Raw genomic sequence first — 23274 nt, 5'->3', positions numbered from 1 at the left:
TTATGCCACACAGAACATCTGCTGCCAACAAGGTCTGGTTCACTGCGCTATTGTCGGGGAATGACGGGTGTCACTCACCGGCCGGACCGGCCCGATCCGCTCGACGACGACCTGGGCTGGATGCTCGGCATCGTCTTCCGCGGCTACGTCCGGGCGGCCGAGCACACGTTCACCGACTTCCCCGGTGGCCCTCGCGGCTACCAACTGCTCACCGCGGCGATCAACGGACCGGCCCGAAACCAGGGCGCGATTGCCGAGGAGATCGGCATCGACCGCACCGTCCTCACGTACCTGATCGATGACCTGGAGCGGCCCGGGTTCGTCGCCCGTCGCGCGGACCCGGCCGACCGGCGCAACCGGCTGGTCGAGGTCACCGACGCCGGCCGCGCGGCCTGGGAACAGCGGCGGTTGATACTGCGACAGGTCGAGTCGCATCTACTGGGAGCGCTCACGCCTACCGAGTCGGCGACGCTGCGGTCACTACTGCAGAAGGTCGCCTGCTCGGCCCAGGCGGTGGACCCGTTGCGTGACCTCTGCGAGGTGGTGACGCAGGTGCAGGCCGACCCGACGCCGGCGGCCCCCGCTGGGCGCCCGACCGGCGCCGCGGCGGTGCGGAGCGGTCGAACCGCCACCCCCCGAGCCCGCCGCCGCGGCTGACCCACAGGTACGGCAGGGCGGGCCCGCCCCGCACCACCCGACGTCGTCCGTCGAGCGGCGCCGGACAGGCCCGCGATGTCGCTACAGCGCGCGGTCAGCGCACGTGCACGAAGACCGGGTTCGAGTAGAACCACAGGTCCTCCCACGGGCTCTCCAGCCCGTCGGCGAGCGGCTCGGCCTCGTCGGTGCTGGTGCCACGCACCCGCGCGTAAGTGTCCGCCTCGACATTGCGCAGGGTGTGCCGGATGACGTAGCTGTCGCCCTGCCGACGCCAGTCCCGCGGGCCGAAGCGGGCCGCCACCTTGGTGGTGGGGTTGGTGTCGGCGTCCAGGTTGGCGCTCGGCCCGGTGATCTGGCCGACGATGAGGTCGACCCGGCGAACCTCGGGCCGGTCGCCGTTCGCGTTCACCCCACCCAGCGGGCGGAACGTGATCTCGATCTCGACATCGGTACGGCTACGACGGCTCACCGTGATCGTCTCGCCCACCTCGGCGGTTTTGCCCTGGGACGTGGCGGTGACGTCGAGGCTGCGGATCAGGTCACCGGTGGTGACCCAGATCCGGCCGTTGCGCAGGCCGTCCATGATGTCGCCGTAGTCCTGGCGGGCGTGCACGTACGTCTTGCTGTATTCGCCCGGCCAGAAGTCGGAGCCACCGCGGGTCCAGTGCACGTGCGAGTCCGAGGTCGCGGTGATCCACCAGCGCCGGCCCTCACCGAGCAGTGCGTCCCACAGGCCACCGACCCGAGCGGTCATCTGGTCGAAGCCACCATAGGTGGGGTGGTTGCCGTACCCGCCCCGCTTGCCACCGTTGAGCGGGCCGGCCTGGTGGCCGGGTGCGCCCTCGAAGCCGATGTAGACGTCCGGTGCGGCGTTGTTGCCGTTGCGGAACTCGCGCGGGGTGTCCTGACCGTAGACGCCGAGACCGGGCGCCGAGCGGGACGTGTGGTGGGCGATCACCAGCGGCTTGTGCGGCATGCCCCGGGCGACCTTGAGGAACTCCACCATCTTGGCCTCGGTGTCGCGGGCCGGGTCGGTGGGGAACGCGTCGTACTTGGCGAACCGGCTCTCCAGCTCGAAGAGCTGCTTCGCCTCGTCGTCGTGGCGCGGGATCATCAGCGTGTGGTGGTCCAGCGAGGGCGCGTCGAACTCCATGCCCCAGAACTGGAGCACCTCGGGGACGAGCTTGCGGGAGCGCAGCAGGTCGGGGTACGCCTGCTCGATGTTCACCTTCGAGTGGGTGGGCCCACCGTGGTCGGTGCACATCGCCCAGGTCAGGCCGAAGTTCTTCGCCATGATCGCGTTGGTGACGATCGGGTAGACCGCGTCCGCGCCCTTGTGGAAGACGATCGGCGACTTCGTGGTGTCGAACTCGCCGCTGTACTCGGAGTGGATGTGGTGGTCGCCCGCACGCCACGCCCGGTTCCTGGAGTTGCCCCGGTCGCTCTTGTCGTCGTCACCCGGGCGGCGGTCCTCGTCGGCCCACGCCGCGCCGGCGCCGACCAGTGGGCTGGCCGCGGCCAGGGTCGCGCCGACGCCCGCGTACTTGACCAGCTTGCGCCGTGACAGCTGCGCGTGCTCGGTCTCTTCGGGATGCTTGTCTCTCACGTGAGAGCCTCTCCTCGATCAAGCGAATGCTCTTTCGATCAAGGAGCCTCGGAGAGGGCGGTGAACACCCGCCGTACGCAGTGAGTGCGCACGATGAATACCCGACGCGCCCGTCGACGGCCCGGTCAGATCCGGGCGCGCGGCAGCCAGCCCAGAAATCGGAGCCGGACCCGGGGCAACGGCAGCGTGGGCAGATCCTGGGCGGCGGCGACGAGGCAGGAGCCGAGATAGACAGCGAGGGAGGCGCGCGCTCCACCGAACTCGGCGAGCAGTTGGCTCTGCTTGGTGGCGCAGGGCCACTCGCGGCCGCAGCCGGTGCAGGTCCAGCTCGGCGGGTTGGGGAGGTGCTCCGGCAGCTTGGCGCGGCGGTACCGACCGACGACGCTGTTGTCCGACCGCACGTCGCGTCGTCGTGCCGCGGGGCCCTCGTTGCGGCGGACTGCCGGACGGGCACTCGGCAGGTAGCGTCCGACGGTGCCGAAGAGCACCCCGACGCGGATCAGGGCGTCCGGTCCGACGTGCTGGGTCAGCAACGCGGTCATCAGGTAGTGCCCCAGCAGGTCGAAGGAGTCGCGGTTCAGGCCCAGGTCGCGGCAGAGGTCGACGAAGTCCGGCGTGGTCAGCGGCACCCGGTCGTCGAGTGCGCGGCGCAGCACCGCACGCAGTCCGCCGCCGAGCCTCTCCAGCGCGTCCCCCTCGCCCAGACCCAGGCTGTCCTCGTCCGCCACCCGGGCCAGTGCCTCGGCCACGGCCAGCCGAACGACGCGGTCAGGATCAGTACTGTCCAACGTTTCCCCCCTCCGTGGGCGGGTCTCCCGGCAGTGACCCGGTCGTCCTCCGACGAATCATGAACAACATTTCGCTGTCGGCCGCGCGGGTGGCTAGGACAGCAGACGTAGAACCATTCGGCGCGCTAGCCGGAAAACGAAGTCGAGCTGCCGACACACCGCGGTGATTGGCGGGACGGCACGGCAGTGATTGTCGTATGGTGACATTCCCATCTACAGATATTGCGTCTCAGAACCATCGAATGGTCAGACCAGATCCGACGCCCGCAACCGGTCGCTGCCGTCCCGCTCGCGACGTTCCACTTCACCGCACCGCCGGCCAACGACGTGCCGGGTCACCGCCGAGCACCCCGGCACGTCCCGATCCTGCCGTCGGCACCCGTTCCACGACCCGGCGGCACCTCCACCGGACGGAGACAGCGGATGACGTCATCGCCAGTGCAGACCCACCAGTTCGACAGCCGTGACCCGGCGGCCATCCAGGAATTCCTGTCCGCCATGTACGACCCGAAACTGCGCATTGAGAGCAGGAACGGATACCGGCTCACCCACCACCGCGTCGACACCGGCCCCTTCGCCCTCGCGACCACCCGCCAGACCGGGCACCTCGGAATCGGTGCCAGCACCCTCGGCGGACTGGTCATCGGTCGTACCCGCACCGCCCGCGTCGATCGCTCCTGCGCCGGATCGGCCCACCGGTTCGGCCCCGGCGAGGTCTTCCTCGTCACCAGGCCGGAGGAGCCGTGCGCCGTGCGCTGGCATCCCGGTGACGTCGAGCTCTGCGTACTGGACCTGTCGGTGCTGGCGCAGGTGGCCACCACCGCGCCGGCCCGCCGGCCCGGTCGGATCCAGTTCACCGAGCTGGGTGCCGCCAGCACGGCCCTCGCCCGACAGTGGCGCAACACCACAGGCTTCGTCCGCGACGTCGTGTTGAACAGCCCGGCCGCCGGGGCGCAATCGCTGGTGATCGGCAACGCCGCCCGGATGCTGGCCGCGGCGGCGCTCGCGGTCTTCCCCAACACCGCGTTCACCGAACCCACCGCCGCGGACCGGAACGACGCCACCACCGCCACACTGCGCCGGGCGATCGCGTTCCTGGAGGAGCACGCCGACCGGGACATCAGCGCGGCCGACATCGCCGGTGCCGCCGGTGTCTCCCTACGGGCGGTGCAACTCGCCTTCCGCCGTCATCTCGGCACCACCCCCATGGCCCACCTGCGTCGGATCCGGCTGGTTCGGGCACACCACGACCTGGTACGCGCCGACCCGGGTCAGGAGACGGTCTCGGCGATCGCCAGTCGGTGGGGGTTCGCCAGCCACAGCAGGTTCACCGCGCGGTACCACGCCAGCTACGGTGTGCCGCCGCGCGAGACGCTGAACGCCTGAGAAACGGCTCCGGTGCGCGCCTCGTGGGGCAGGCCACGACCCGAGGTGGCCGTCCGCCAGGCGTCGCCGGGCAACCTGGCCTACCTCCAGGACCGGGTCGCGACGGCCGGCCTGCCGACGCTGGCCAGCTACCTGGCCGAGATGACCACGATCTGCGCGCAGGACGCCAACCAGCGCGGGCGTGCTGCTGCTAGCCCCGGTCGCGCTCGTGGCTGTCGCGGGCGGTCTGCAACGCGGGCACCGAGGCCTCCAGCAGATCGGCGAGGCCACGGAGTTGCTCGGCGACCCGGGCACCGAGGGGGGTCAGCGAGTATTCGACGCGCGGCGGGATCGCGGTGAGCACCTCGCGGGTGAGCATGCCGTCGCGTTCGAGGGTCTGCAGGGTCTGGGAGAGCATCCGCTCGCTGACCCCGTCGATGCGGCGTCGCAGCGCGTTGAACCGGTAGCGGCCCTCGCCGAGCGCCAACAGGGCCAGCGAGGCCCACTTCGAGGTGACGTCCTCGAAGGCCGCGCGGGAGGTGCACCCCCGCGCGAAGACATCGCTGACGAATTCCTGGGTAGGCCCCGCCGGATCCTGGGCCGGCCTGTCGCTCACCTCACCAGCCTAACCCACGCTGGCCATAGGTAAGTGCTGTAGATTCGTAAGTGCATGCAGATCTGCCACTAACCCTCGGAGGTTCCCATGCCCACCTACGCCGTGACCGGCGCCACCGGCCGACTGGGCCGCCTGGTGATCGAGCAACTGCTCGACAGCGGCGTACCCGCCGCCGAGATCGCCGCCATCGTCCGCAGCCCGGAGAAGGCCGCCGACCTGGCCGCGCGCGGGGTCGAGATCCGCAAGGCCACCTACGACGACCCGTCGACGCTTCCCGGCGCCGTGGCCGGCGTACGCCGCCTGCTGCTCGTCTCCGGCGACACTCCCGGTCAGCGCGTCGCGCAGCACACCGCCGTCATCGACGCCGCCAAGCTCGCCGGGGTCGAGCGTCTCGTCTACACCAGCATCCTGAAGGCCGACACCACCGCGAACCCGCTCGCCCCGGAGCACAAGGCCACCGAGGAGGTCCTCGCCGCGTCCGGTCTGGCCTACACCGTGCTGCGCAACAGCTGGTACACCGAGAACTACACCGACCAACTGCCGCAGTACCTGGGCTCCGGCACGATCCTCGGCGCCACCGGCGGCAGCAAGATCTCCGCCGCGACCCGGGCCGACTACGCGGGGGCCGCCGTGGCCGCGCTGACCCGCGAGGAGGACGGCAACGCCGTCTACGAACTGGGCGGCACCGCGTTCACCTTCGACGAGCTGGCCGAGGCCGTCACCGAGGTGACCGGCACCACAGTCGTCCACCAGGACATGTCCGCCGCCGAGCTGGCCTCGGCCCTGGAGAACGTCGGCCTGGACGCGGGCACCGCCGGTTTCGTCGCCGCGCTCGACCACTCGATCGCCAATGGCGAGCTGGCGACCGACAGCGACGACCTCAGCCGGCTGCTCGGCCGGCCGAGCACTCCGCTGCGCGACGCCATCCGGGCCGCGCGGGCCTGACCGGGCTCGTCGCCGAAGCGGGCGGCGGGGCTCCGGTCGCCGTCGCCCGCCACGCGGTGAAGCCTGACACGTATCCTCGACGCCATGGTGAGGCACGTCGACGGCACGCTCTCCCGGCACAGCGGGCCTCCCCGTCGGCACCCCGCACGGTCCGGCCTGGGCACTGCGGCGTCGGCCCGGTGAGCGGCGGCGACGTCGTCGTCCGCGCCGCCGTACCGCAGGACGACCCCGAGCAGGTCTTCGACGTGCTGTGGCAGCTCGCTCCCGACGACGCACGGCCGGACGCCACCCGGCTGGCCACCGCGTGGCGCGACCTGCACGCGCAGACTGGCCGCCGCCTCCTGCTGGCCGTCGCCGGGGACACCCTCGTGGGCACCCTGGACACCCTCGTGGCCCCGAACCTCACCCACGGCGCGCGACCGTACATGGTGGTGGAGAACGTGGTGGTCGCACCCGGATGGCGCCGTCGTGGGGTCGCCCGGGCCCTGGTGCTGGCGGCGCTCGACGACGCGACGGCGGCAGGCTGCTACAAGGTCCAACTGGTGTCGAACGCCGCGCGTACCGACGCCCACCAGTTCTACGCGTCCGTCGGGTTCGCACAGTCGGCTGTCGGTTACCGCCGGTACCTCACCGCCACGACGTGACACGGGTGCGGACGCACGGGCGCCCGGCCGACTACTCCGCCTCGCCCTGCTCTTCGGTCAGTTCGGCCAGGACGTCGGCCGCATCCCGGTTCCCGCCGTCGGCGAGGCGGCGCAGCTCGCCGACGTCCACCCGCTCCGCGGCCAACTCGACGAGCTGGTCAGCGGCGTCCCGGTCGCCCCGGTCGGCGAGACGCCGCAGCTCGTTCGTGTCGCCGAGTTCGGTGGCAAGTTCGACAAGTTGGGCCGCCGCGTCGGCGTTGCCGTCCTCGGCGAGCTGACGTAGCTCGGCCAGGTCACCCCGCTCGCCCGCGAGCTCAACGAGCTGGTCGACCGCGTCCCGGTCACCGTCCCTGGCCCGTTGGCGCAGGTCGACAAGTTCAGGGTCCGACATCGGGCACCTTCCGCACTGGGCGCGGGCCGGCCTGGTCCGGCTCACCATCGAGAACCTAGACCAGTGGGTGTCGTGGTGGCGGAAGAACGACGGACACCGCCTGTCGGCCGATCCGCTCAGCCCACCTCGGTCGGCTCCGCGAGGAGCAGACCGGTCAGCAGACTGCGCAGGGTCCGCTCGACGAGGTCCGCCCGGGGCGCCGGACCGGGGGGCTGACCGAACGCCGCGACCAGGTGCGGGTACGCGGCGAGGTCCACCCCGGCGACGTTGAACGCCACGGGGGCGGACTCGCGGCGGGCGAAGAGGCTCACCACGCCGGTCACCATCGCGATGGCCTCGAACTTGGCGGCCACGGGGCAGCGCACCGGTTCCAGAACCCGGATGCAGTTGTCGAACCAGGCCAGGCTCTCCGGGCCGATGCCGGTCGACCTGTGGATCACGTCGAGCAGCCACGGATGGGCACCGAACAGCCCCAACTGCCGCCGCCCCAGCAGCACCATCGCCTCCAACCAGTCGCCCTCCGCCTGCGGGTACGGGCGCAGCTCCCCCACGGCCCGGTCGGTCATCAGGTCCAACAGGTCGTCGCGGGACGACAGGTAGCGGTAGAGGGATCCGGCGCCGGTGCCGAGCGCGGCGGCCACGGCGCGCATCGACACCGCCGCCAGCCCTTCGGCGTCGGCCAGGGCGATGGCGGCCGCGACGATGGCGTCCCGACTGTGCGCCGGTGCGGGGCCACGGCTTCCGCGCTCGGGTCGGCTCCAGATCGGCTGCCGGTCGGGGCCGCCGTCGCCGGTACTCGCGGGTGCGTCACTCACTGATCTACTGTAAACTGCGAACGTCGTTTGCAGTTGTTGGTGGCGTCGGAAGGGCGGAGCAACCATGGAGCAGGTCAGGGCACGGGACGGCGCGACGATCGTGCTGCACTCAACCGGCGCGGGGCCGGGGATCGTCGTGGTGCACGGCGGTGGCGTGACGATCGACATCTACCGACGGCTGGCCACGGCGCTCGCCGACCGGTTCACCGTGCACCTCTACAACCGACGGGGGCGGGCCGACGCACCACCGAGGCCGATGCCCTACACCGTCGACCAGGAGATCGACGACCTCGCCGCCGTGCTGGAGCACACCGGGTCCGGCGACGTCATCGGCCACAGCGGCGGAGGCTTCCTGGCACTCCACGCCGCGCTCCGGCTGCCGATCGCCCGGCTCGCCCTCTACGACGCCGCGGTCTCGATCGACGGCAGCTTCCCATCGGCATGGCTCGCGCCCGCCCGCGCGGCACTACAAGCCGGTCACACCGCCCGAAGCCTCGCCATCACGACCGCGGGGATCAACTCGCACATGGCCGCGGGGAAACTCCCGCTCGCCGTCCGGGTAGCGATCATCAGCGCGTTCCTGCGTACGCCGATCGGCCGAACCATGGGCGAGCTGCTGCCCACGACGTTGGACGAGGCAGCCCTGATCCTTGCCCACGACGGCCCGGCCACCCAGTGGGCCAGGGTGAGCGCCGAGGTGCTGCTGGCCTGCGGCGCCGATGGTCCGCCCTACTACCTGGGCCAGAACGCGGCGCTGGCCCGCGCGCTGCCGCACGCCCGGACACTGACGATCCCGCACAGTGGCCACGACGCCATCAACCGTGCGCACCCGAGGACCGTCGAACCGCTCGCCCAGTTCTTCGGGGCGCCCGTGACCCCGGAGCGGACGCCCCACCGCTGAGCGGTCGCGCGATCGCCCACCGTCATTGATCTTGGCTAGGCTGGTGGGCATGCCCGCACACCGTCCGCACCGTCACACGATCGAGCCGGCCGACTGGTGAGCGACGCACCCGTGCCCGCCCAGCGAGGCGAGCCGGCCACACCACCGCGGCACCGCTCGGTCTGGGCCGACAGGTGCGACCGCCTCGCGAGGTCACGTCCCTTCGAGATCGCCATCGTGGTGGTCATCCTCGCCAACGGCATCGTTCTCGGCCTGGAGACGTACGACGACCTGAGCCCGGCGGGCACCGCGCTGCACGGGCTGGAGCTGTTCTTCCGCGCCGTCTTCGTCGTCGAGATCGCCATCCGGCTGGCGGCGTACGGCAAGCGTCCGCAGGACTTCTTCCGGCACAGCTGGAACGTCTTCGACTTCGTGGTGATCGCGGCGATCTTCATCCCGGGCCTGCACGGCGACTCGGCGCTGCTGCGGGTCGTACGGGTGGCCCGCATGGTCCGCCTGGTGCGGTTCTCGCCGGGTCTGCGGACCATCGTCTCCGCGCTGTGGCGCAGCCTGCCGGGCGTCACCGGGTTCCTCGCCCTGGCCGTGGTGACGCTCTACGTGTACGGCATGGCCGGCTGGCTGATCTTCGGCAACAGGTACCCGGAGGAGTACGGCGACATCGGCCGATCGCTGCTGACGTTGTTCGTGCTGCTGTCGCTGGAGACGTTGCCGGACCTCATCGAGCAGGGCATGGCGATCTCAGGGTGGACACTGCTCTACTACGTCAGCTACGTGGTCATCACCGTCAACCTGCTGCTCAACATCCTCATCGCGGTCATCGTGAACTCGATGGAGGAGGCCCGCCGATTGGAGATGACCGAGCGACTGGCGCCCGGGTACGACGAGGACGGCGACGGCGTACCGGACGAAGTGGACCGGATCGCGCTCACCCAACGGCTGGACGACCTACGGGCGGTCATCACCGAGTTGGAACGGGAGCTGCGCATCGACCGGGACGACGGGCACGGCCGACCCCACCGGGACAACGCCCGCAGCAGACGGTGATCCGACGCTCGCGCTACGTCTTCCCGTTCGGATAGTGTCGACGGCGGTCCCATCGGCCCTTCTGAAGGGGTGCCGGCATGACGACAAGTGTCGACAATGCCCAGACCGCCACCGATCCCACGGACACGCTCGGCACGGTGATCGACGACGTGATCCGCCCACAGGCAACGATCGTCGACCGGGACGGGGCCTTCCCCCGCCCGGGTGTCGACGCTCTCGCCGCAGCCGGCCTGCTCAGCCTGGCCTCCTCGACCGAGGTCGGTGGCGGCGGCCACGGCATGCGGGCGGTCGCGGAGGTCATCGAGCGGCTGGCCGCCGAGTGCGGGTCCACAGCGATGGTGGTGCTCATGCACTACGCGGCGACCGCCGTCATCGAGGCGCACGGCCCGCGCGACGTCCGCGCGGCCATCGCCGCCGGCGATCACCTCACCACGTTGGCGTTCTCCGAGTACGGCTCGCGCAGCCACTTCTGGTCGCCGACCGGCACCGCGAACGCCACCGAAGACGACACGGTCCGCCTGGACGCCCGTAAGAGCTGGGTCACCTCGGCCGGTGAGGCCAACAGCTACGTCTGGTCGAGCCTTCCGCTGGCCCGCGACGCCGGCCCGATGACGCTGTGGCTCGTGCCGGCCGACAGCGCCGGCCTGAGCGTGACCGGCGACTTCGACGGTCTGGGGCTGCGCGGCAACGGCTCTCGCCCGATGACCGCCGACGGGCTCCGGGTTTCGTCGACGGCGCGGATGGCGGCCGACGGCGCCGGGCTCGACACCGCGCTCGGCGCGGTCCTGCCCTGGTTCCTGGTGCTCAACGCCGCCTTCTGCCTCGGTCTCGCCGCCAGCGCGGTGGCCGAGGCCGGCCGACATCTCACCAGGACCACGCTCGCGCACACCGGCGCCGCCCTGCGCGACGCGCCCGTCACCCGACGCGATCTCGCCCGACTGATGATCCGCACCGACGCGCTGCGCGCCTTCCTGGGCGACACGCTCACCGCGCTGGAGACCGGCCGGGACGACGCGATGCTGCGTGTGCTCCAGGTCAAGGCACTCGCTGGTGAGACCGTCGCCGACGTGACCGATGGCGCGATGCAGCTCTGCGGCGGCAGCGCCTTCCGCAAGGAGTTGGGCCTTGAGCGCCGTTTCCGGGACGCCCGCGCCGCCCGGGTGATGGCACCGACCACCGACGCGCTGCACGACTTCGTCGGTCGTGTCGCCACCGGCCTGCCGCTGCTCGACGAGGCCAACCGCTGATGTCCACGCCAACCGTTCTGATGGGCGCCGTCGCGTACGACCCGAAGGTGGTGACCATCTGGGAGGGCTTCCGCGCCTGGCTGCGCGGGCGGGGCCTGGATTTCGACTTCGTCCTCTACTCGCACTACGAACGACAGGTCGAGGATCTCGTCGCCGGGCGGATCGACGCGGCCTGGAACTCCCCGCTGGCCTGGCTGCGGGCCGAGCGGCTGGCCGCCACCAACGGCACCACCGTCCGCGCGCTCACCATGCGCGACACCGACCAGGACCTCACCTCGATCGTGGTGGTTCGCGCGGACTCGCCGGTGCGCCAGATCGCGGACCTCGCCGGGCGGCTGGTCGCCGTCGGGGCGATCGACAGTCCACAGGCGACGCTGATTCCGCTGGGCCACCTCGCGGCGGCCGGGGTCGAGGTCGACGTGCGCCGCTTCGACGTCGGTGTCGGCCTGCACGGCGACCACATCGGCGGCGAGCGCGACGCGGCCCGCGCACTGGTGGCCGGGGAGGTGGACGCCGCCTGCATGATCGACGCCAACCATCTGGCGTTCGTTCAAGAGGGCACGTTGCCGGCCGAGGGCACCCGGATCGTGGCGCAGACCGCACCCTACGACCACTGCAACATGACGGTCCGCGCGCCGGAGTCGGACGGGGTCCGGCTCTTCGGCACGCTGCTGCTCGGCATGTCGTACGCCGATCCGCAGGTGCGCCCGCTGCTCGACCTGGAGGGGCTGACGGCCTGGCAGGACGGCCGCGCCACGGGGTATGACGCCCTGGCCGAGGCGGTCGACGCCAGCGGCTTCTACTCCCCCGACGGGCGGGTGACAGCAACGGACTACCGGCCGTGAGCGCGGCGCCGGTCGCCGAGGTCGATCTCGGTGCCCTGGGTTTCGGCCGGGGCGCGCACCTGCTCGTGCAACGTGCCCTGGCCGGGCTGCCGCCCGGCAGCCGGTTGGCGGTCTCCGGCAGCGACCCGGCGCTGCGCGTACACCTGCCCGCCTGGTGTCGTGCCCGGGGTCATCGGGTCGAATGGCCGGCTCGCGGCGCGGCGAGCGCGCTGGTGGCGGTGGTGGTTCGGGGGTCGGCGGACGACGACCGCTGGTACGGCGCGGAGCGGGCCGGGCCGGCTCTGCCGTCGGCGCTCAGCAGCCGTCCGCCGGCCCGGTGGGGGCTCGGCGCCCGGGGCGCGCTCCTCGAAGCAGGTGGCCCCGAGGCGCGGTTCGACCTGGACGCCCGCGACCTGGTCTGGGCCGACATCGCTCCCCACCTGTACGCGCAGGCGGCCGCACGACAGTGGGACCCGCAGACCGCGGTGCCGTGGGGCGACCCGTTCGCGCTGCCGGCCGACGTCGAGGCCGCCGTGGTGCAGGTGATGACCTACCTGGTCGAGAACGAGCAGGCCGCCCTCGTCGTACCGGCCCGGTTCGTGGGGCGCATCCATCCACACTTTCGGGAGGTGGTGCAGCTTCTCGCCGTGCAGATGGCCGACGAGGCCCGGCACATGGAGGTCTTCAGCCGGCGGGCACTGCTGCGCGGCGCCGAGTTGGGCACCTCGTCCGCCGGCGGTCGGCAGTCGCTGTTCACGCTCGTCGCGGAGTCGGACTTCGCGTTGGCGTCGTTCCTGCTCTCCGTGCTCGGCGAGGGCAGCTTCGTCGATCTGCTCTCGTTCCTGCACGAGAACGCCCCGGACCCGGTGACGCGCCGGATCTGTTGGCTCGCCATGCAGGACGAACGCCGGCACGTGGTGTTCGGCATGGCACATCTGGAGCATCAGGCGCAGCTGGATCCGCTGCTGCGGGACCGGCTGCGGGCGGCCATCCACCGCCGCCATGACGCGCTCGTCGACACCGCGGGGCTCAACGCGGACGTCTTCGACGCGCTGGTGGTGCTCGCGGCGGGTGGGTGGCATCCGGACGACGTGTCCGCCGGCTTCGACCGGGTGCAGGCACTGCAACACGCGATGGATCAGGGCCGTCAGCGCCGACTCGTCCGCCTGGGTTTCCGACCCGACGAGGCGGCGGCGCTCTCCGCCCTGCACACCCGCAACTTCATGTAGGCGAGCAGTACTGTGGAGCGGCCATGAACAGGGATTCCAGCGCGGTCCGCGAGGAGTTGCTGCGGCTGCGCGAGCAGACCGAGGCTCAGATTGCCGCCCTGGAGGGCGACCTGCTGAGCCTCTTCGAGGCGTCCCGGTCGTCCAACGCCGACGACGAACACGACCCCGAGGGCAGCACTATCGCCTTCGAACGCGCGCAGCTCAGCGCCGTCCTGGACGCCACCCGCCGACGCCTCGCCGAGCTGGACGTAGCGCTGCGACGGGTCGACGACGGCAGCTACGGCGTGTGCGAACGGTGTCTTCGCCCCATTCCCGCCGAGCGCCTCGTCGCCCGCCCCTCGGCGCGTACGTGCGTGGCCTGTGCCAGCCGACGGTGACGGCCGGCGGCGACCGGGCCGGGCTCCTCAGGCGATGATGGGGCTGCGACGTTCCAACAGCACCACGTCGCGCCAGCGTCCGTGGTGCCGACCGACCCGCTCGCGGACGCCGATGACGCGGAACCCGGCCCGCTGGTGCAACGCGAGGCTGGCGGCGTTCTCCGGGAAGACCCCGGACTGGATCGTCCAGATGCCGGCGGCCTCGGTGGAGGTGATCAACGCGTCCAGCAGCAGTCGGGCGACGCCACGGCCCTGGGCGGCCGGGTCCACGTAGACGGAGTGTTCGACCACACCGGCGTACACCGGGCGGGTCGAGGTCGGCGAGACCGCGACCCAGCCGAGGACCACGCCGAGGTGGTCGACGGCAACGAGCCGGTGCGCGGTCAGGCGTGCGCCGTCGAACGCCGTCCAGGCCGGCGCGGTGATCTCGAAACTCGCGTCACCGCTGTCCAGGCCGGCCTGGTAGATGGCCAGGACCCGGTCGGCGTCGGCGTCGGTCATGGGCCGCACGGTGATGTCGACCATCAGCGGATCCTTTCCGGGCAGCGACCACGCCTTTCTCGGCGTCGGTCGAATCAGACGGTTGGTCGCGCGTTCGACGATGAAGGGTCACAGCCCCACCGACCTTCTCGAGCGCGTTGATCAACAATTGTCACTTCTGCAACATGATCGATGCGGCATCCGCCACGACACCCAACGACCAATCGAGCTGACGGCATTCGGTCTGACTCACGCACTCGAGGCAGCCGCCTGAACGCCACGGCTGGTCTACTGCCCGAGTCCAGTGAGCATCGAGCGTCCTCATCGCGGCGAACAGTTCGTCTGCCCGACTTACCGGTTCATCGATCGGCACGGCGGCGCCCTCCCGTGTTCACGACGTTTGCCCCACCCGGGGCAGCCGCCGTCTGCCGCGCTCCCCCAGGTGGGTGTGCGGCCGAGAGCCCAGGAGTTTGCCGAAACCAGGGAACCCGACCAAGCTGCAACCTATTCCAACTTGTAGGAGTAGGTCAAGATACTTCGTGGAACTTGTTGGAACAGGTCTCCTCGTGATCAGATTGGGCTGCCGAAACCAGGGAACCCTTGGAGATCGACCCATGCCGACCGAGCGAGTGGACTACCGGCGGATCGCCAACGAAATCGCGGGAAAAATCAAGTCTGGTGAGCTTGCTCCGGGCGAGAAACTACCGTCCACCCGCGAGCTGGCCGAGCAGTACGGCGTGCACATCTCCACCATCAACCGGGTCATGACGATCCTCAAAGACCGCGAGTTGGTCGAAGGCCACCCGGGCAAAGGTGTCTACGTCGCAGAAGCCCAGAGCTGACCGCGCCGCTTCCTCGAACCGGTGATGAGAAGTAGCTGTCGGAGTCACCTCTGAGCTACTTCTCATCACCGTCGTGTCAGCAATCTCCCCGCCCGCGCCGATCTTGCGGTTCCGGTCGCCGAGATGCCCGGGATACCCCCTATGCCGCGACAGCAAGTGCAAGATCGCGCGGAGGGGGTGCGACGGCTCGTTAGAAGTCGTCGTCGAAGGCGACCGTGCCGGTCACCCCTACCTGGTACGCCGACACCCGCCGCTCGAAGAAGTTGGACAGCTCCTGCACGTCCTGCAACTCCATGAAGCCGAACGGGTTGCTCGACCCGTAGTGCGGGGCGATGCCGAGCTGGGCGAGTCGGCGGTCGGCGACGTGCTGCAGATACTCCCGCATGTCGGCCAACGTCAGACCGGGCACGCCGTGGCCCACCAGGTCCTCGGCGAACTGCACCTCGCACTCGACCGCCTCGGTGAGCATCCGGCGGACCTGGTCGGCGAGGTCGTCGTCGAACAGGTCCGGCTCCTCGGCGCGGACCGTGTCGACGACGTCGAACGCGAACGCCATGTGCATGGACTCGTCGCGGAACACCCAGTTGGTGCCCGAGGCCAGGCCGTGCAGCAGGCCGCGGGAGCGCAGGAAGTAGACGTACGCGAACGCGCCGTAGAAGAACAAGCCCTCGATGCAGGCGGCGAAGCAGATCAGGTTGAGCAGGAACGTCCGCCGGTCCTCGCGGGACCGCAGCTCACGCAGGTCGTTGAGGGAGTCGATCCAGCGGAAGCAGAACTCGGCCTTACGACGGATCGAGGGGATGTTCTCGATGGCCGCGAAGGCCTCGAAGCGCTCGGTCTCGTCGGGCACGTACGTGTCGAGCAGGTTGAGATAGAACTGGACGTGCACTGCCTCCTCGAACAGCTGCCGGGACAGGTAGAGGCGACCCTCCGGGCTGTTGACGTGCTGGTAGAGGTTGAGCACCAGGTTGTTGGCGACGATCGTGTCGCCGGTGGCGAAGAACGCCACCAGGCGGCTGACCAGGTGCCGTTCGGCCGGCGACAGCTTGTCCAGGTCGGCGAGGTCGGCGTGCAGGTCGACCTCCTCGACCGTCCAGGTGTTGCGGATCGCGTCGCGAAACCTGTCGAAGAAGTGCGGGTAGCGCATCGGGCGGAGAGTGAGGTCCATCCCGGGGTCGAGCAGCATGTGCGTGGTCCTCGTGTCGGTGGTGGCGTCGGCGGGGGTCACTGGCAGGCCTCGCACGACTCGGGGTTCTCCAGCGAGCAGGCCAGCGCCTCCGCGTCGACGACGACGGGTGCGACAGCGCTGACGGTGGCCTGCTGGATCCGCGTCGCGGGGCGCGAGCGCAGGTAGTAGGTGGTCTTCAGCCCGGCCTTCCAGGCGTACAGGTACATCGAGGAGAGCTTGCCGATGGTCGGCGCGGCCAGGAACAGGTTCAGCGACTGGGACTGGTCGATGAACGGGGCGCGGGCGGCGGCGAGGTCGATCAGCGCCCGCTGCGGCAGCTCCCACGCGGTGCGGAACAACTCCCGTACGCCGGCCGGCAGCTCGACGATGTCCTGCACCGAGCCCTCGGCCCGCTTGATCGCCGAACGGATCTGCTCGGTCCACAGACCGCGGGCCTTCAGCTCACGTACCAGAGCGGTGTTGACCTGGAGGAACTCCCCCGACAGGGTCTCGCGCTTGAACAGGTTGGACACCTGTGGCTCGATGCACTCGTAGCACCCGGCGATCGAGGCGATGGTCGCGGTCGGCGCGACCGCCACCAGCAGCGAGTTGCGCAGCCCGTACGCCTCGACCCGCTCGCGCAGGGCATCCCAGCGTGCCGTCTGCGTACCCTGGACACCCCACAGGTCGGGCTGGAGCTGGCCCCGCGCGGCCCGGGTCTGCGGGTACGCCGGGTGCGCGCCGAAGTCGCGCGCCAGGTCGGCGGAGGTCTCCAGCGCGGTCAGGTACAGCTCCTCGCTGATCCGGGTGGACAGCTCCCGCGCGGCAGGCGAGTCGAACGGCAGCCGCAGCGCGAAGAAGACGTCCTGCAGGCCCATCAGCCCGAGCCCGACCGGCCGCCAGCGGGGGTTGCTCGCCGCTGCCTGCGCGGTCGGGTAGTAGTTGATGTCGATGACCCGGTCGAGGAAGGTCACCGCGGTCCGCACCGTGGCGCGCAGCCGCTCCCAGTCGATGCCGCCGTCGGTGAGGTGGGCGGCGAGGTTCACCGAGCCGAGGTTGCACACGGCGGTCTCGGCGTCGCTGGACACCTCGACGATCTCGGTGCAGAGGTTGGACAGGTGCACCACGTTGCCCGGCTCGGCGGTCTGGTTGCAGAGCCGGTTGGCGGCGTCCTTGAAGGTCATCCACCCGTTGCCGGTCTGCGCGAGGGTCCGCATCATCTTCCCGTACAGCTCCCGCGCCGGGACCTGCCGCACGTAGCGACCCTGCGCCTCGGCCTCCCGGTACGCGGCGTCGAACCGCTCCCCCCAGAGGTCGGGCAGCTCGGGCACCTCGTGCGGGTCGAACAGCGACCACAGCTCGTCGGCCTCGACCCGGCGCATGAACTCGTCCGGGATCCAGTTGGCCAGGTTGAGGTTGTGGGTACGCCGGGCGTCTTCGCCGGTGTTGTCCCGCAGTTGCAGGAACTCCTCGATGTCCGGGTGCCACGGCTCCAGGTAGACGCAGGCCGCGCCCTTGCGCCGGCCGCCCTGGTTGACCGCGGCGACGCTCGCGTCCAGCGTGCGCAGCCACGGCACGATCCCGTTCGACTGCCCGTTGGTGCCCCGGATCAGCGCTCCCCGGGAGCGGACCCGGGAGTACGCGATGCCGATGCCACCGGCGAACTTGGACAGGTTGGCGACCTGGGCGTACCGCACGTAGATCGAGTCCAACTCGTCGAGCGGGGAGTCGACCAGGTAGCAGGAGGACATCTGGGTGTGCCGGGTTCCGGAGTTGAACAAGGTCGGTGAGCTGGGCAGGTAGGCCAGGCTGGACATCAGCCGGTAGAAGTCGACAGCCTCGTCCGCCGTCCGGGACAGGCCACAGGCCACCCGCAGCAGCCAGTACTGCGGGGTCTCCAGCACCAGTCGGCTGGTGGGGTGGCGCAGCAGGTAGCGGTCGTACACCGTACGCAGGCCGAAGTACTCGAACCTGCGGTCGCCGTTCGGGTCGACGGCCTGGTCGAGCGTCCTGGCGTGCGCGGCGACGAACACGGCGGTGTCGTCACCGATCAGGCCCTCGGCGTGGCCGACCCGGATCGCCGCGCTGAACGAGGTGATGCCCTGTCGACGCACCTCCTTGTCGACGTAGCCGGCCAGCAGCCGCGCGGCGAGGCGGGAGTACTGCGGCTCCTCACCGATCATCTCGGCCGCGGTCTGGATGGACAGCCGGTCCAGTTCGGCGGTCGTCGCGCCGTCGTAGAGGCCGCTGATGGTGCGGGTGGCCACCCGCATCGGGTCGACGTCGGTCAGGTCGTCGGCCCACCGCTCGACCGCCCGGACGATCTTGTTCACGTCCACGGGCTCGGTGGCGCCGTCGCGCTTGCGGACCTGCATCGGCGTCCGCCGCACTGTCGCGTCGCCGCTGACCGGGACTACCTCGGTGACTGTCACCACTCGCTCCTCGGAGTTCGAGACCTGGTGGCCCCGGACGCGAGGAGACAGACACCGGCGGACGCCACGCCAGCCCGGCGTGGGTCAGGTGGCGTCAGCCGTCCCACGCGGCCTCGGACCGCCGCCCACCCGGGTGCGGGTACGCGGCGCGCTGGCAGGTCTTCGGACTCGCGGGCACGACCGGGCTCGCCGGTCTCCTACTGGCCGTCGCTTCCCAGGCCGATTGGTGGCCCAGTGCTGATGACGGCTGTCGTTCCCACTCACCGCTGCGGGACAGTCCCGGATTTCCACCGGGTTCCCTGTTGCCTCGACCGCGCCGGATGAGCGGCCGAACCAGCTGCGCTCGACACCATATATAGGGACGCGGCCGTTGTCACACCCCACATGTCGGTCCCGGGCGTGTCGTCGGCCGGCTCGGTGATCACCATCACCAACGCGGTGGACCACGTCACGCCCACCGACGCCGGGCAACGGAGGCGGGCCCGCCGCGCAGGTGTCGACAATCGACAAAGATTTGATGTATCGAGGCAAGGGGGTCGCAGACCGCAGCCATGCGCGGTCGTCAATGCTTCGCGGCGAGGTCGAACGTCCAACCTCCGAGCCCTGATGCCGCCGCCACTCTCACCCACCAAACAGCACGATGGGCGGCAAGCCGGATCGGCGCGACTCGGGAAACATCATATGTCTAGGGGCCTGGGAGTGATCGACATCGTTGACGTGCCGGAGCAGCCCTCCGTATACTCCCAGTGATCATCTGATCTTTAGCCTAGCCGGGCGAGGAGCGCATGCCGCAGATCACTGCCGTCACCGTCGAAGACGTACGCTTCCCCACCTCCCTGACCGCTGACGGGTCAGACGCCATGAACAAGGACGGCGACTACTCGGCGGCCTACGTCATCCTGCACACCGACGGCGTCGACGGCGTCGGCGCGCCACTCGCGGGGCACGGCCTGACCTTCACCATCGGCCGAGGCAACGACATCGTCGCGGCGGCAGCGGTCCACCAGGCACAGCGCCTCGTCGGCCTGGACGTGGCGACGATGGCAGCGGACATGGGCGCGGTCTACCGCCTCCTCACCTCCGACTCACAGCTACGGTGGCTCGGTCCGGAGAAGGGCGTCGTCCACCTGTCCCTCGCCGCCGTGTTGAACGCGTCGTGGGACCTGGTCGCCCGGGTCGCCGACAAGCCGCTGTGGCGGCTGCTCGTCGACATGTCCCCCGAGCAGCTCGTCGACATCGCGGACCTGCGCTACCTGTCCGACGCGCTGACCCGGGACGAGGCACTGGCCATCCTGCGGGCCAAGGAGGGCACGAAGGCCGCCCGCCTCGCCGAGCTGGACCGGACCGGCTACCCCGCCTACACCACCTCGGCGGGCTGGCTCGGCTACGGCGACGACAAGCTGCGCCGGCTGTGCCAGGAGGCGGTCGACACCGGTTACGGCTACGTCAAGCTCAAGGTGGGCGCCGACCTCGACGACGACATCCGCCGATGCGGCATCGCGCGGGAGATCCTCGGGCCGGATCGCAACCTGATGATCGACGCCAACCAGGTGTGGGACGTCGGCCAGGCCATCGAGTGGGTCACCGCCCTCGCCCAGTTCAGGCCACTGTGGATCGAGGAGCCGACCAGCCCCGACGACATCCTCGGCCACGCGGCCGTCCGCCGTGCCGTCGCTCCGATCGGCGTCGCCACCGGCGAGCACTGCCACAACCGGGTGATGTTCAAGCAGCTGTTCCAGGCCGAGGCCATCGACTTCTGCCAACTGGACACCGGCAGGCTGGCCAGCATCAACGAGATCGTCGCCGTGCTGCTGCTCGCCGCGAAGTTCGACGTCCCGGTGTGCCCACACGCCGGCGGAGTCGGGCTGTGCGAGATGGTCCAACACGTGTCGGTGCTCGACTACGTCGCGATCTCGGGGGATCTCACCGACCGCGTCACCGAGTTCGTCGACCACCTGCACGAGCACTTCACCGACCCGTGCGTCATCCGGGACACCGGCTCGGGCAGCGGTTACGTCCTGCCCAGCCAGCCCGGCTACTCCACCCGCATGCGCCAGGAGTCGGTCGCGCTCTACCGGTTTCCCGACGGCCACTACTGGGCGGCGACAGACCCGACTACCGTGTCATCTCCGGAGCCGTACGTGATCGCGGGTGGAAAGGCCACCCCCGCCGGCCGCTAGGGGGGTCATGTCCCGCACTGACGAAGTGGTCAACGGCATCAAGCGGATGATCCTCGAAGGGCAGTTCAGGCCCGGAGACCGGTTGCCCATCGAGAAGGACCTCGCCGAGTCGCTCGGCGTCTCGCGGGGCTCGCTGCGCGAGGGGATGTCGGCCCTGTCGATCCTCGGCATCGTCAACATCCGCCAGGGCGACGGCACCTACGTCACCAACCTCGACGCGCCACAACTGCTGGCCCCGATGGGTTTCGTGGTGGACTTCCAGGGTCAGGGCGACCCACGGCACATCCACACCGTTCGGCGGCTGCTGGAGTGCGAGGCCGCGCGGCTGGCGGCGACCAGGATCACCGACGAGGCCCTGGCCCAGGCGGGGGACCTGCTCGACGAGGCGGCCCGGATGATCGGCCAGTCACCGCAGGACCACGAGCGGATCATGGAGATCGACATCGCCTTCCACCGGATCATCGCCGTGCACGCGGAGAACCCGGTGCTCGTGGGCCTGATCGAAGCCTTCGCCGGGCGCACCATTCGCGGCCGGCTCTGGCGGAGTCTGCACGAGGAGGGCGCGGACCTGCGTACCCATGACGAACACGTGGCGATCCTGAAGGCCCTCGTGGCGCGCGACCCGGAGCGGGCCCGCACCCGGATGGCCAACCACCTGATCGGTGTGGAGGAGTCGTTGCAGGGGTTGCCCGACGACGGTGACGCGAGCATTGAGACGGCCCGGCCCTGACCGCCGACCCTACGACCGCACGTCGAGCGGCCCCGGGCCGTCCAGCGAGCCGCCGATGCCCAGTGGGGTCAGCCGCAGCGGCGACCCGACGCCGTTCAGGGGCGCCGGGGCCGCCGTCACCGCTCGTCGCGATCCGCGCTGGTGCTGCCGGTCATCGCCGCGACCAGGTCGTCGGTGGTGACCTCGTCGGCGCGTAGTTGGGCCGCACGCCGGCCGAGGCGCAGCACCTCGACGCGGTCGGCGATCTCCAGCACCTGCGGCATGTTGTGGCTCACCAGCACCACCGACATGCCCGCGTCGCGGGCACGCCTGACGACATCGAGCACCCGCCCGGTCTGGACCACGCCCAGCGCTGCGGTGGGCTCATCGAGGATGACCACGTTTGTCGCCCAGATGATGGCGCGGGCCACCGCGACGCACTGTCGCTGCCCACCGGACAGCATCGCGATCGGCGTGGTGACCCGGGGGATCCGTACGCCCAGTTCGTCGAGGGCGGCGGCGGCGCCCTGCCGCATGGCGCGCTTGTCCAACAGCCCGAGCCGACCGAGTGGTCCGGAGCGCAGGATCTCCCGGCCGAGATACAGGTTGGCGGCCACGCTGAGGTCGTCGGCGACGGCGAGATCCTGGTAGACGGTCTCCACCCCGGCCCGCCGGGCGTCGACCGGAGTGGAGAACTGCACCGGACGGCCGCCGACCCGGATCTCGCCCTCGTCCGGCGGATGCACACCGGACAGGGTCTTGATCAGGGTGCTCTTTCCGGCGCCGTTGTCACCGATCAACGCGACGACCTCACCCCGGCGGACCGTGAAGTCGGCGCCCCGCAACGCCTCGACGTGCCCGAACCGCTTGACGATGCCGCGGGCCTCGAGGACAGGTGGTTCCGCGTCGGTGGGTTGCTGATCGCTGTCGGCGGTGGCCGTTGGAATGGCGCCCATCACTGCACCGGCGGGTTGGCGCAGCTGGGTTCGAGCACCGCCTTGATCTCCGCCGAGTCGATGTTCTCCTTGGTGACGAACGTGACGCCGGTGTCGGCCGACGCCAGCGGCGTCTTGTCCCGAAGGTGCTTGACCATCTTGTCGACGCCGAAGTAGCCCATCTTGAACGGGTTCTGCACGACCAGCGCGGAGATCTGGCCGTTGCGCACCCCGGCGATCTCGTCCGGGGCCGCGTCCCAGCCGATGATGACCACCTTGCCGGACTTTCCGGCCGCCTGGATGGCCTGCGCGGCACCGAGCACGCTCGGCTCGTTGGCCGCGAAGACGCCTGCGAGTTTGGGGTTGGCGGTGAGGATGTTCTCGGTGACCCGTCGGGCCTCGTTGACGTCACTGCGGCTCGGCTGCTGGCCGACGAGCTTCAGGTTGGGGTACTGGGCGAGGCCGGCCTTGAAGCCGTCGACCCGCTCGGTGTTGGTCTGCGATCCGGGCTGGAACTCGACGAGCGCCACCTCGTGGTTGCCGGGGCCGAGTTCGGTGGCGAGCAGCTTCGCCGCCTCGGTTGCCGAAGCGCGGTTGTCGGTGGCGAAGAGGGGCACAGTCGACGGCTGCGGGCTGGTGCCAGAGTCGATCATGGCGACCGGGATGTTGGCGCTGAGCGCCTGGTCGGTCGCGGGTGCCAGCGCGCTGGAGTCGGTCGCCGCGTAGACGATGCCGTCGACCTTCTTGGTGACGAAGTTCTGGATCAGGTTGACCTGGCCCTCGACGTCGGTCTCGGTGGTCACTCCGTCCCACTGGACGGTGACGTTCCCCGCGCGCTGCGCGGCGCACTCGGCGCCCGCCTTGACCGTGTTCCAGTAGTCGGCCCCGACCGCCTTGGGTACGACGGCGAGCTTCAGCGGGCCGCTCGCATCCTTGGTCGCGCCGTCGCCGCCGTCACGGACCTCGACCCCGCCGCAGGCGCTGAGCAGAGCGATCGCCGCGGCCGCGGCCAGGATCGCCTGCGCGCGCAGGACTGGTCCTCGCGTCCGTCGGCTGGTGGTGGTGTGCGCCATGGTGTG

At 70.4% G+C, this 23274-nt stretch carries 23 protein-coding genes and 1 riboswitch; of the genes, 13 read left to right on the top strand and 10 right to left on the bottom strand.

The annotated features are described in order from the left end of the window. Positions 1 to 60: 60 nt before the first annotated feature. Positions 61 to 657 carry a MarR family winged helix-turn-helix transcriptional regulator gene (locus ACQP0U_RS12985; RefSeq protein ID WP_433318812.1) on the top strand — a complete coding sequence of 199 codons (597 nt, stop codon included), beginning with the start codon at positions 61 to 63 and terminating at the stop codon, positions 655 to 657. Positions 658 to 751: 94 nt separating this feature from the next. Here the strand turns inward: ACQP0U_RS12985 and ACQP0U_RS12980 are convergent, their stop codons facing one another. Next, positions 752 to 2263 carry a phosphoesterase gene (locus tag ACQP0U_RS12980; RefSeq protein WP_433318809.1) on the bottom strand — a complete coding sequence of 504 codons (1512 nt, stop codon included), beginning with the start codon at positions 2261 to 2263 and terminating at the stop codon, positions 752 to 754. A 125-nt stretch (positions 2264 to 2388) separates the two neighbouring features. Continuing rightward, positions 2389 to 3051: a hypothetical protein gene (locus tag ACQP0U_RS12975; RefSeq protein WP_433318806.1), complete on the bottom strand. Its 663-nt coding sequence runs from the start codon at positions 3049 to 3051 to the stop codon at positions 2389 to 2391. A gap of 423 nt (positions 3052 to 3474) precedes the next feature. On the opposite strand from ACQP0U_RS12975, the gene ACQP0U_RS12970 reads away from it, so the two are divergent. Then, positions 3475 to 4437: a helix-turn-helix transcriptional regulator gene (locus tag ACQP0U_RS12970; protein ID WP_433318803.1), complete on the top strand. Its 963-nt coding sequence runs from the start codon at positions 3475 to 3477 to the stop codon at positions 4435 to 4437. A gap of 190 nt (positions 4438 to 4627) precedes the next feature. On the opposite strand, the gene ACQP0U_RS12965 is transcribed toward ACQP0U_RS12970, so the two are convergent. Then, positions 4628 to 5032 (bottom strand): winged helix-turn-helix transcriptional regulator, encoded by a 405-nt coding sequence (locus tag ACQP0U_RS12965; protein WP_433318800.1) that lies wholly within the window; start codon positions 5030 to 5032, stop codon positions 4628 to 4630. A gap of 87 nt (positions 5033 to 5119) precedes the next feature. Here ACQP0U_RS12965 and ACQP0U_RS12960 point away from each other — a divergent pair, with 87 nt between their 5' ends. After that, complete coding sequence (locus ACQP0U_RS12960; protein WP_433318797.1) at positions 5120 to 5977, top strand: SDR family oxidoreductase; 858 nt, start codon at positions 5120 to 5122, stop codon at positions 5975 to 5977. A 179-nt stretch (positions 5978 to 6156) separates the two neighbouring features. Next, the gene (locus ACQP0U_RS12955) at positions 6157 to 6621 is read left to right on the top strand and encodes an N-acetyltransferase family protein (protein WP_433318794.1); all 465 of its coding nucleotides are present in this window, start codon (positions 6157 to 6159) and stop codon (positions 6619 to 6621) included. 31 nt (positions 6622 to 6652) lie between these two features. On the opposite strand, the gene ACQP0U_RS12950 is transcribed toward ACQP0U_RS12955, so the two are convergent. Both ACQP0U_RS12950 and ACQP0U_RS12945 read right to left on the bottom strand, forming a co-directional pair. Continuing rightward, entirely contained in the window at positions 6653 to 7012 is a 360-nt protein-coding gene (locus ACQP0U_RS12950; RefSeq protein ID WP_433318791.1) for a hypothetical protein, read from the bottom strand. A 116-nt stretch (positions 7013 to 7128) separates the two neighbouring features. Beyond that, on the bottom strand, positions 7129 to 7827 hold the full coding sequence (locus tag ACQP0U_RS12945) for a TetR/AcrR family transcriptional regulator (RefSeq protein ID WP_433318788.1): 699 nt from the start codon (positions 7825 to 7827) through the stop codon (positions 7129 to 7131). 64 nt (positions 7828 to 7891) lie between these two features. Between ACQP0U_RS12945 and ACQP0U_RS12940 the strand changes: the two genes are divergently transcribed. The 6 genes from ACQP0U_RS12940 (at position 7892) to ACQP0U_RS12915 (ending at position 13449) form a co-directional block, all read left to right on the top strand. Beyond that, positions 7892 to 8728: an alpha/beta fold hydrolase gene (locus ACQP0U_RS12940; protein ID WP_433318785.1), complete on the top strand. Its 837-nt coding sequence runs from the start codon at positions 7892 to 7894 to the stop codon at positions 8726 to 8728. 96 nt (positions 8729 to 8824) lie between these two features. Then, a complete protein-coding gene (locus tag ACQP0U_RS12935) occupies positions 8825 to 9772 on the top strand; it encodes an ion transporter (RefSeq protein WP_433318783.1) in 948 nt (315 codons plus the stop codon). A 77-nt stretch (positions 9773 to 9849) separates the two neighbouring features. Next, the gene (locus ACQP0U_RS12930; RefSeq protein ID WP_433318780.1) at positions 9850 to 11019 is read left to right on the top strand and encodes an acyl-CoA dehydrogenase family protein; all 1170 of its coding nucleotides are present in this window, start codon (positions 9850 to 9852) and stop codon (positions 11017 to 11019) included. Next, a complete protein-coding gene (locus ACQP0U_RS12925; RefSeq protein WP_433318777.1) occupies positions 11019 to 11864 on the top strand; it encodes a phosphate/phosphite/phosphonate ABC transporter substrate-binding protein in 846 nt (281 codons plus the stop codon). Before ACQP0U_RS12930 ends, ACQP0U_RS12925 begins: the two co-directional genes overlap by 1 nt. Continuing rightward, positions 11861 to 13072, top strand: a complete 1212-nt coding sequence (locus tag ACQP0U_RS12920; protein WP_433318774.1) for a ferritin-like domain-containing protein — start codon at positions 11861 to 11863, stop codon at positions 13070 to 13072. Before ACQP0U_RS12925 ends, ACQP0U_RS12920 begins: the two co-directional genes overlap by 4 nt. Positions 13073 to 13095: 23 nt before the next feature. After that, positions 13096 to 13449 (top strand): TraR/DksA family transcriptional regulator, encoded by a 354-nt coding sequence (locus ACQP0U_RS12915; protein WP_433318771.1) that lies wholly within the window; start codon positions 13096 to 13098, stop codon positions 13447 to 13449. Positions 13450 to 13476: 27 nt separating this feature from the next. Here the strand turns inward: ACQP0U_RS12915 and ACQP0U_RS12910 are convergent, their stop codons facing one another. After that, on the bottom strand, positions 13477 to 13974 hold the full coding sequence (locus ACQP0U_RS12910) for an N-acetyltransferase family protein (RefSeq protein WP_433318768.1): 498 nt from the start codon (positions 13972 to 13974) through the stop codon (positions 13477 to 13479). Between the two features lie 569 nt (positions 13975 to 14543). Between ACQP0U_RS12910 and ACQP0U_RS12905 the strand changes: the two genes are divergently transcribed. After that, positions 14544 to 14771: a GntR family transcriptional regulator gene (locus ACQP0U_RS12905; protein ID WP_184186009.1), complete on the top strand. Its 228-nt coding sequence runs from the start codon at positions 14544 to 14546 to the stop codon at positions 14769 to 14771. A 190-nt stretch (positions 14772 to 14961) separates the two neighbouring features. Here the strand turns inward: ACQP0U_RS12905 and ACQP0U_RS12900 are convergent, their stop codons facing one another. Both ACQP0U_RS12900 and ACQP0U_RS12895 read right to left on the bottom strand, forming a co-directional pair. Further along, positions 14962 to 15957: a ribonucleotide-diphosphate reductase subunit beta gene (locus tag ACQP0U_RS12900; protein WP_355493658.1), complete on the bottom strand. Its 996-nt coding sequence runs from the start codon at positions 15955 to 15957 to the stop codon at positions 14962 to 14964. A gap of 38 nt (positions 15958 to 15995) precedes the next feature. Beyond that, positions 15996 to 18314 carry a ribonucleoside-diphosphate reductase subunit alpha gene (locus ACQP0U_RS12895; protein WP_433320794.1) on the bottom strand — a complete coding sequence of 773 codons (2319 nt, stop codon included), beginning with the start codon at positions 18312 to 18314 and terminating at the stop codon, positions 15996 to 15998. 193 nt (positions 18315 to 18507) lie between these two features. Beyond that, positions 18508 to 18724, bottom strand: a riboswitch (cobalamin riboswitch). Between the two features lie 432 nt (positions 18725 to 19156). Here ACQP0U_RS12895 and ACQP0U_RS12890 point away from each other — a divergent pair. Continuing rightward, positions 19157 to 20551, top strand: a complete 1395-nt coding sequence (locus ACQP0U_RS12890; RefSeq protein WP_433318764.1) for an enolase C-terminal domain-like protein — start codon at positions 19157 to 19159, stop codon at positions 20549 to 20551. Positions 20552 to 20558: 7 nt separating this feature from the next. Beyond that, entirely contained in the window at positions 20559 to 21281 is a 723-nt protein-coding gene (locus ACQP0U_RS12885) for a FadR/GntR family transcriptional regulator (RefSeq protein ID WP_433318762.1), read from the top strand. 116 nt (positions 21282 to 21397) lie between these two features. Here ACQP0U_RS12885 and ACQP0U_RS12880 read toward each other — a convergent pair whose 3' ends face one another. Continuing rightward, positions 21398 to 22216 carry an ATP-binding cassette domain-containing protein gene (locus ACQP0U_RS12880; protein WP_433318759.1) on the bottom strand — a complete coding sequence of 273 codons (819 nt, stop codon included), beginning with the start codon at positions 22214 to 22216 and terminating at the stop codon, positions 21398 to 21400. Then, the gene (locus ACQP0U_RS12875; protein ID WP_433318756.1) at positions 22216 to 23268 is read right to left on the bottom strand and encodes an ABC transporter substrate-binding protein; all 1053 of its coding nucleotides are present in this window, start codon (positions 23266 to 23268) and stop codon (positions 22216 to 22218) included. The genes ACQP0U_RS12880 and ACQP0U_RS12875 overlap by 1 nt, the downstream gene beginning before the upstream one ends. Positions 23269 to 23274: the final 6 nt, after the last annotated feature.

This window comes from Micromonospora sp. CA-269861, from assembly GCF_050948505.1.
In the GTDB taxonomy this organism is placed as follows: Bacteria; Actinomycetota; Actinomycetes; order Mycobacteriales; family Micromonosporaceae; genus Micromonospora.
Note: the sequence above shows the minus strand (reverse complement) of the source record. Positions and strands in the feature narration are given on the sequence as shown.

What these genes read in the sequence shown, in the direction of transcription:
- ACQP0U_RS12985 (WP_433318812.1), top strand. Translation starts at nt 61, where the DNA reads ATGACGGGTGTCACTCACCGGCCGGACCGGCCCGATCCGCTCGACGAC.
- ACQP0U_RS12970 (WP_433318803.1), top strand. Translation starts at nt 3,475, where the DNA reads ATGACGTCATCGCCAGTGCAGACCCACCAGTTCGACAGCCGTGACCCG.
- ACQP0U_RS12960 (WP_433318797.1), top strand. Translation starts at nt 5,120, where the DNA reads ATGCCCACCTACGCCGTGACCGGCGCCACCGGCCGACTGGGCCGCCTG.
- ACQP0U_RS12950 (WP_433318791.1), bottom strand. Translation starts at nt 7,012, where the DNA reads ATGTCGGACCCTGAACTTGTCGACCTGCGCCAACGGGCCAGGGACGGT.
- ACQP0U_RS12940 (WP_433318785.1), top strand. Translation starts at nt 7,892, where the DNA reads ATGGAGCAGGTCAGGGCACGGGACGGCGCGACGATCGTGCTGCACTCA.
- ACQP0U_RS12930 (WP_433318780.1), top strand. Translation starts at nt 9,850, where the DNA reads ATGACGACAAGTGTCGACAATGCCCAGACCGCCACCGATCCCACGGAC.
- ACQP0U_RS12925 (WP_433318777.1), top strand. Translation starts at nt 11,019, where the DNA reads ATGTCCACGCCAACCGTTCTGATGGGCGCCGTCGCGTACGACCCGAAG.
- ACQP0U_RS12915 (WP_433318771.1), top strand. Translation starts at nt 13,096, where the DNA reads ATGAACAGGGATTCCAGCGCGGTCCGCGAGGAGTTGCTGCGGCTGCGC.
- ACQP0U_RS12910 (WP_433318768.1), bottom strand. Translation starts at nt 13,974, where the DNA reads ATGGTCGACATCACCGTGCGGCCCATGACCGACGCCGACGCCGACCGG.
- ACQP0U_RS12905 (WP_184186009.1), top strand. Translation starts at nt 14,544, where the DNA reads ATGCCGACCGAGCGAGTGGACTACCGGCGGATCGCCAACGAAATCGCG.
- ACQP0U_RS12900 (WP_355493658.1), bottom strand. Translation starts at nt 15,957, where the DNA reads ATGCTGCTCGACCCCGGGATGGACCTCACTCTCCGCCCGATGCGCTAC.
- ACQP0U_RS12895 (WP_433320794.1), bottom strand. Translation starts at nt 18,314, where the DNA reads ATGCAGGTCCGCAAGCGCGACGGCGCCACCGAGCCCGTGGACGTGAAC.
- ACQP0U_RS12890 (WP_433318764.1), top strand. Translation starts at nt 19,157, where the DNA reads ATGCCGCAGATCACTGCCGTCACCGTCGAAGACGTACGCTTCCCCACC.
- ACQP0U_RS12885 (WP_433318762.1), top strand. Translation starts at nt 20,559, where the DNA reads ATGTCCCGCACTGACGAAGTGGTCAACGGCATCAAGCGGATGATCCTC.
- ACQP0U_RS12880 (WP_433318759.1), bottom strand. Translation starts at nt 22,216, where the DNA reads ATGGGCGCCATTCCAACGGCCACCGCCGACAGCGATCAGCAACCCACC.
- ACQP0U_RS12875 (WP_433318756.1), bottom strand. Translation starts at nt 23,268, where the DNA reads ATGGCGCACACCACCACCAGCCGACGGACGCGAGGACCAGTCCTGCGC.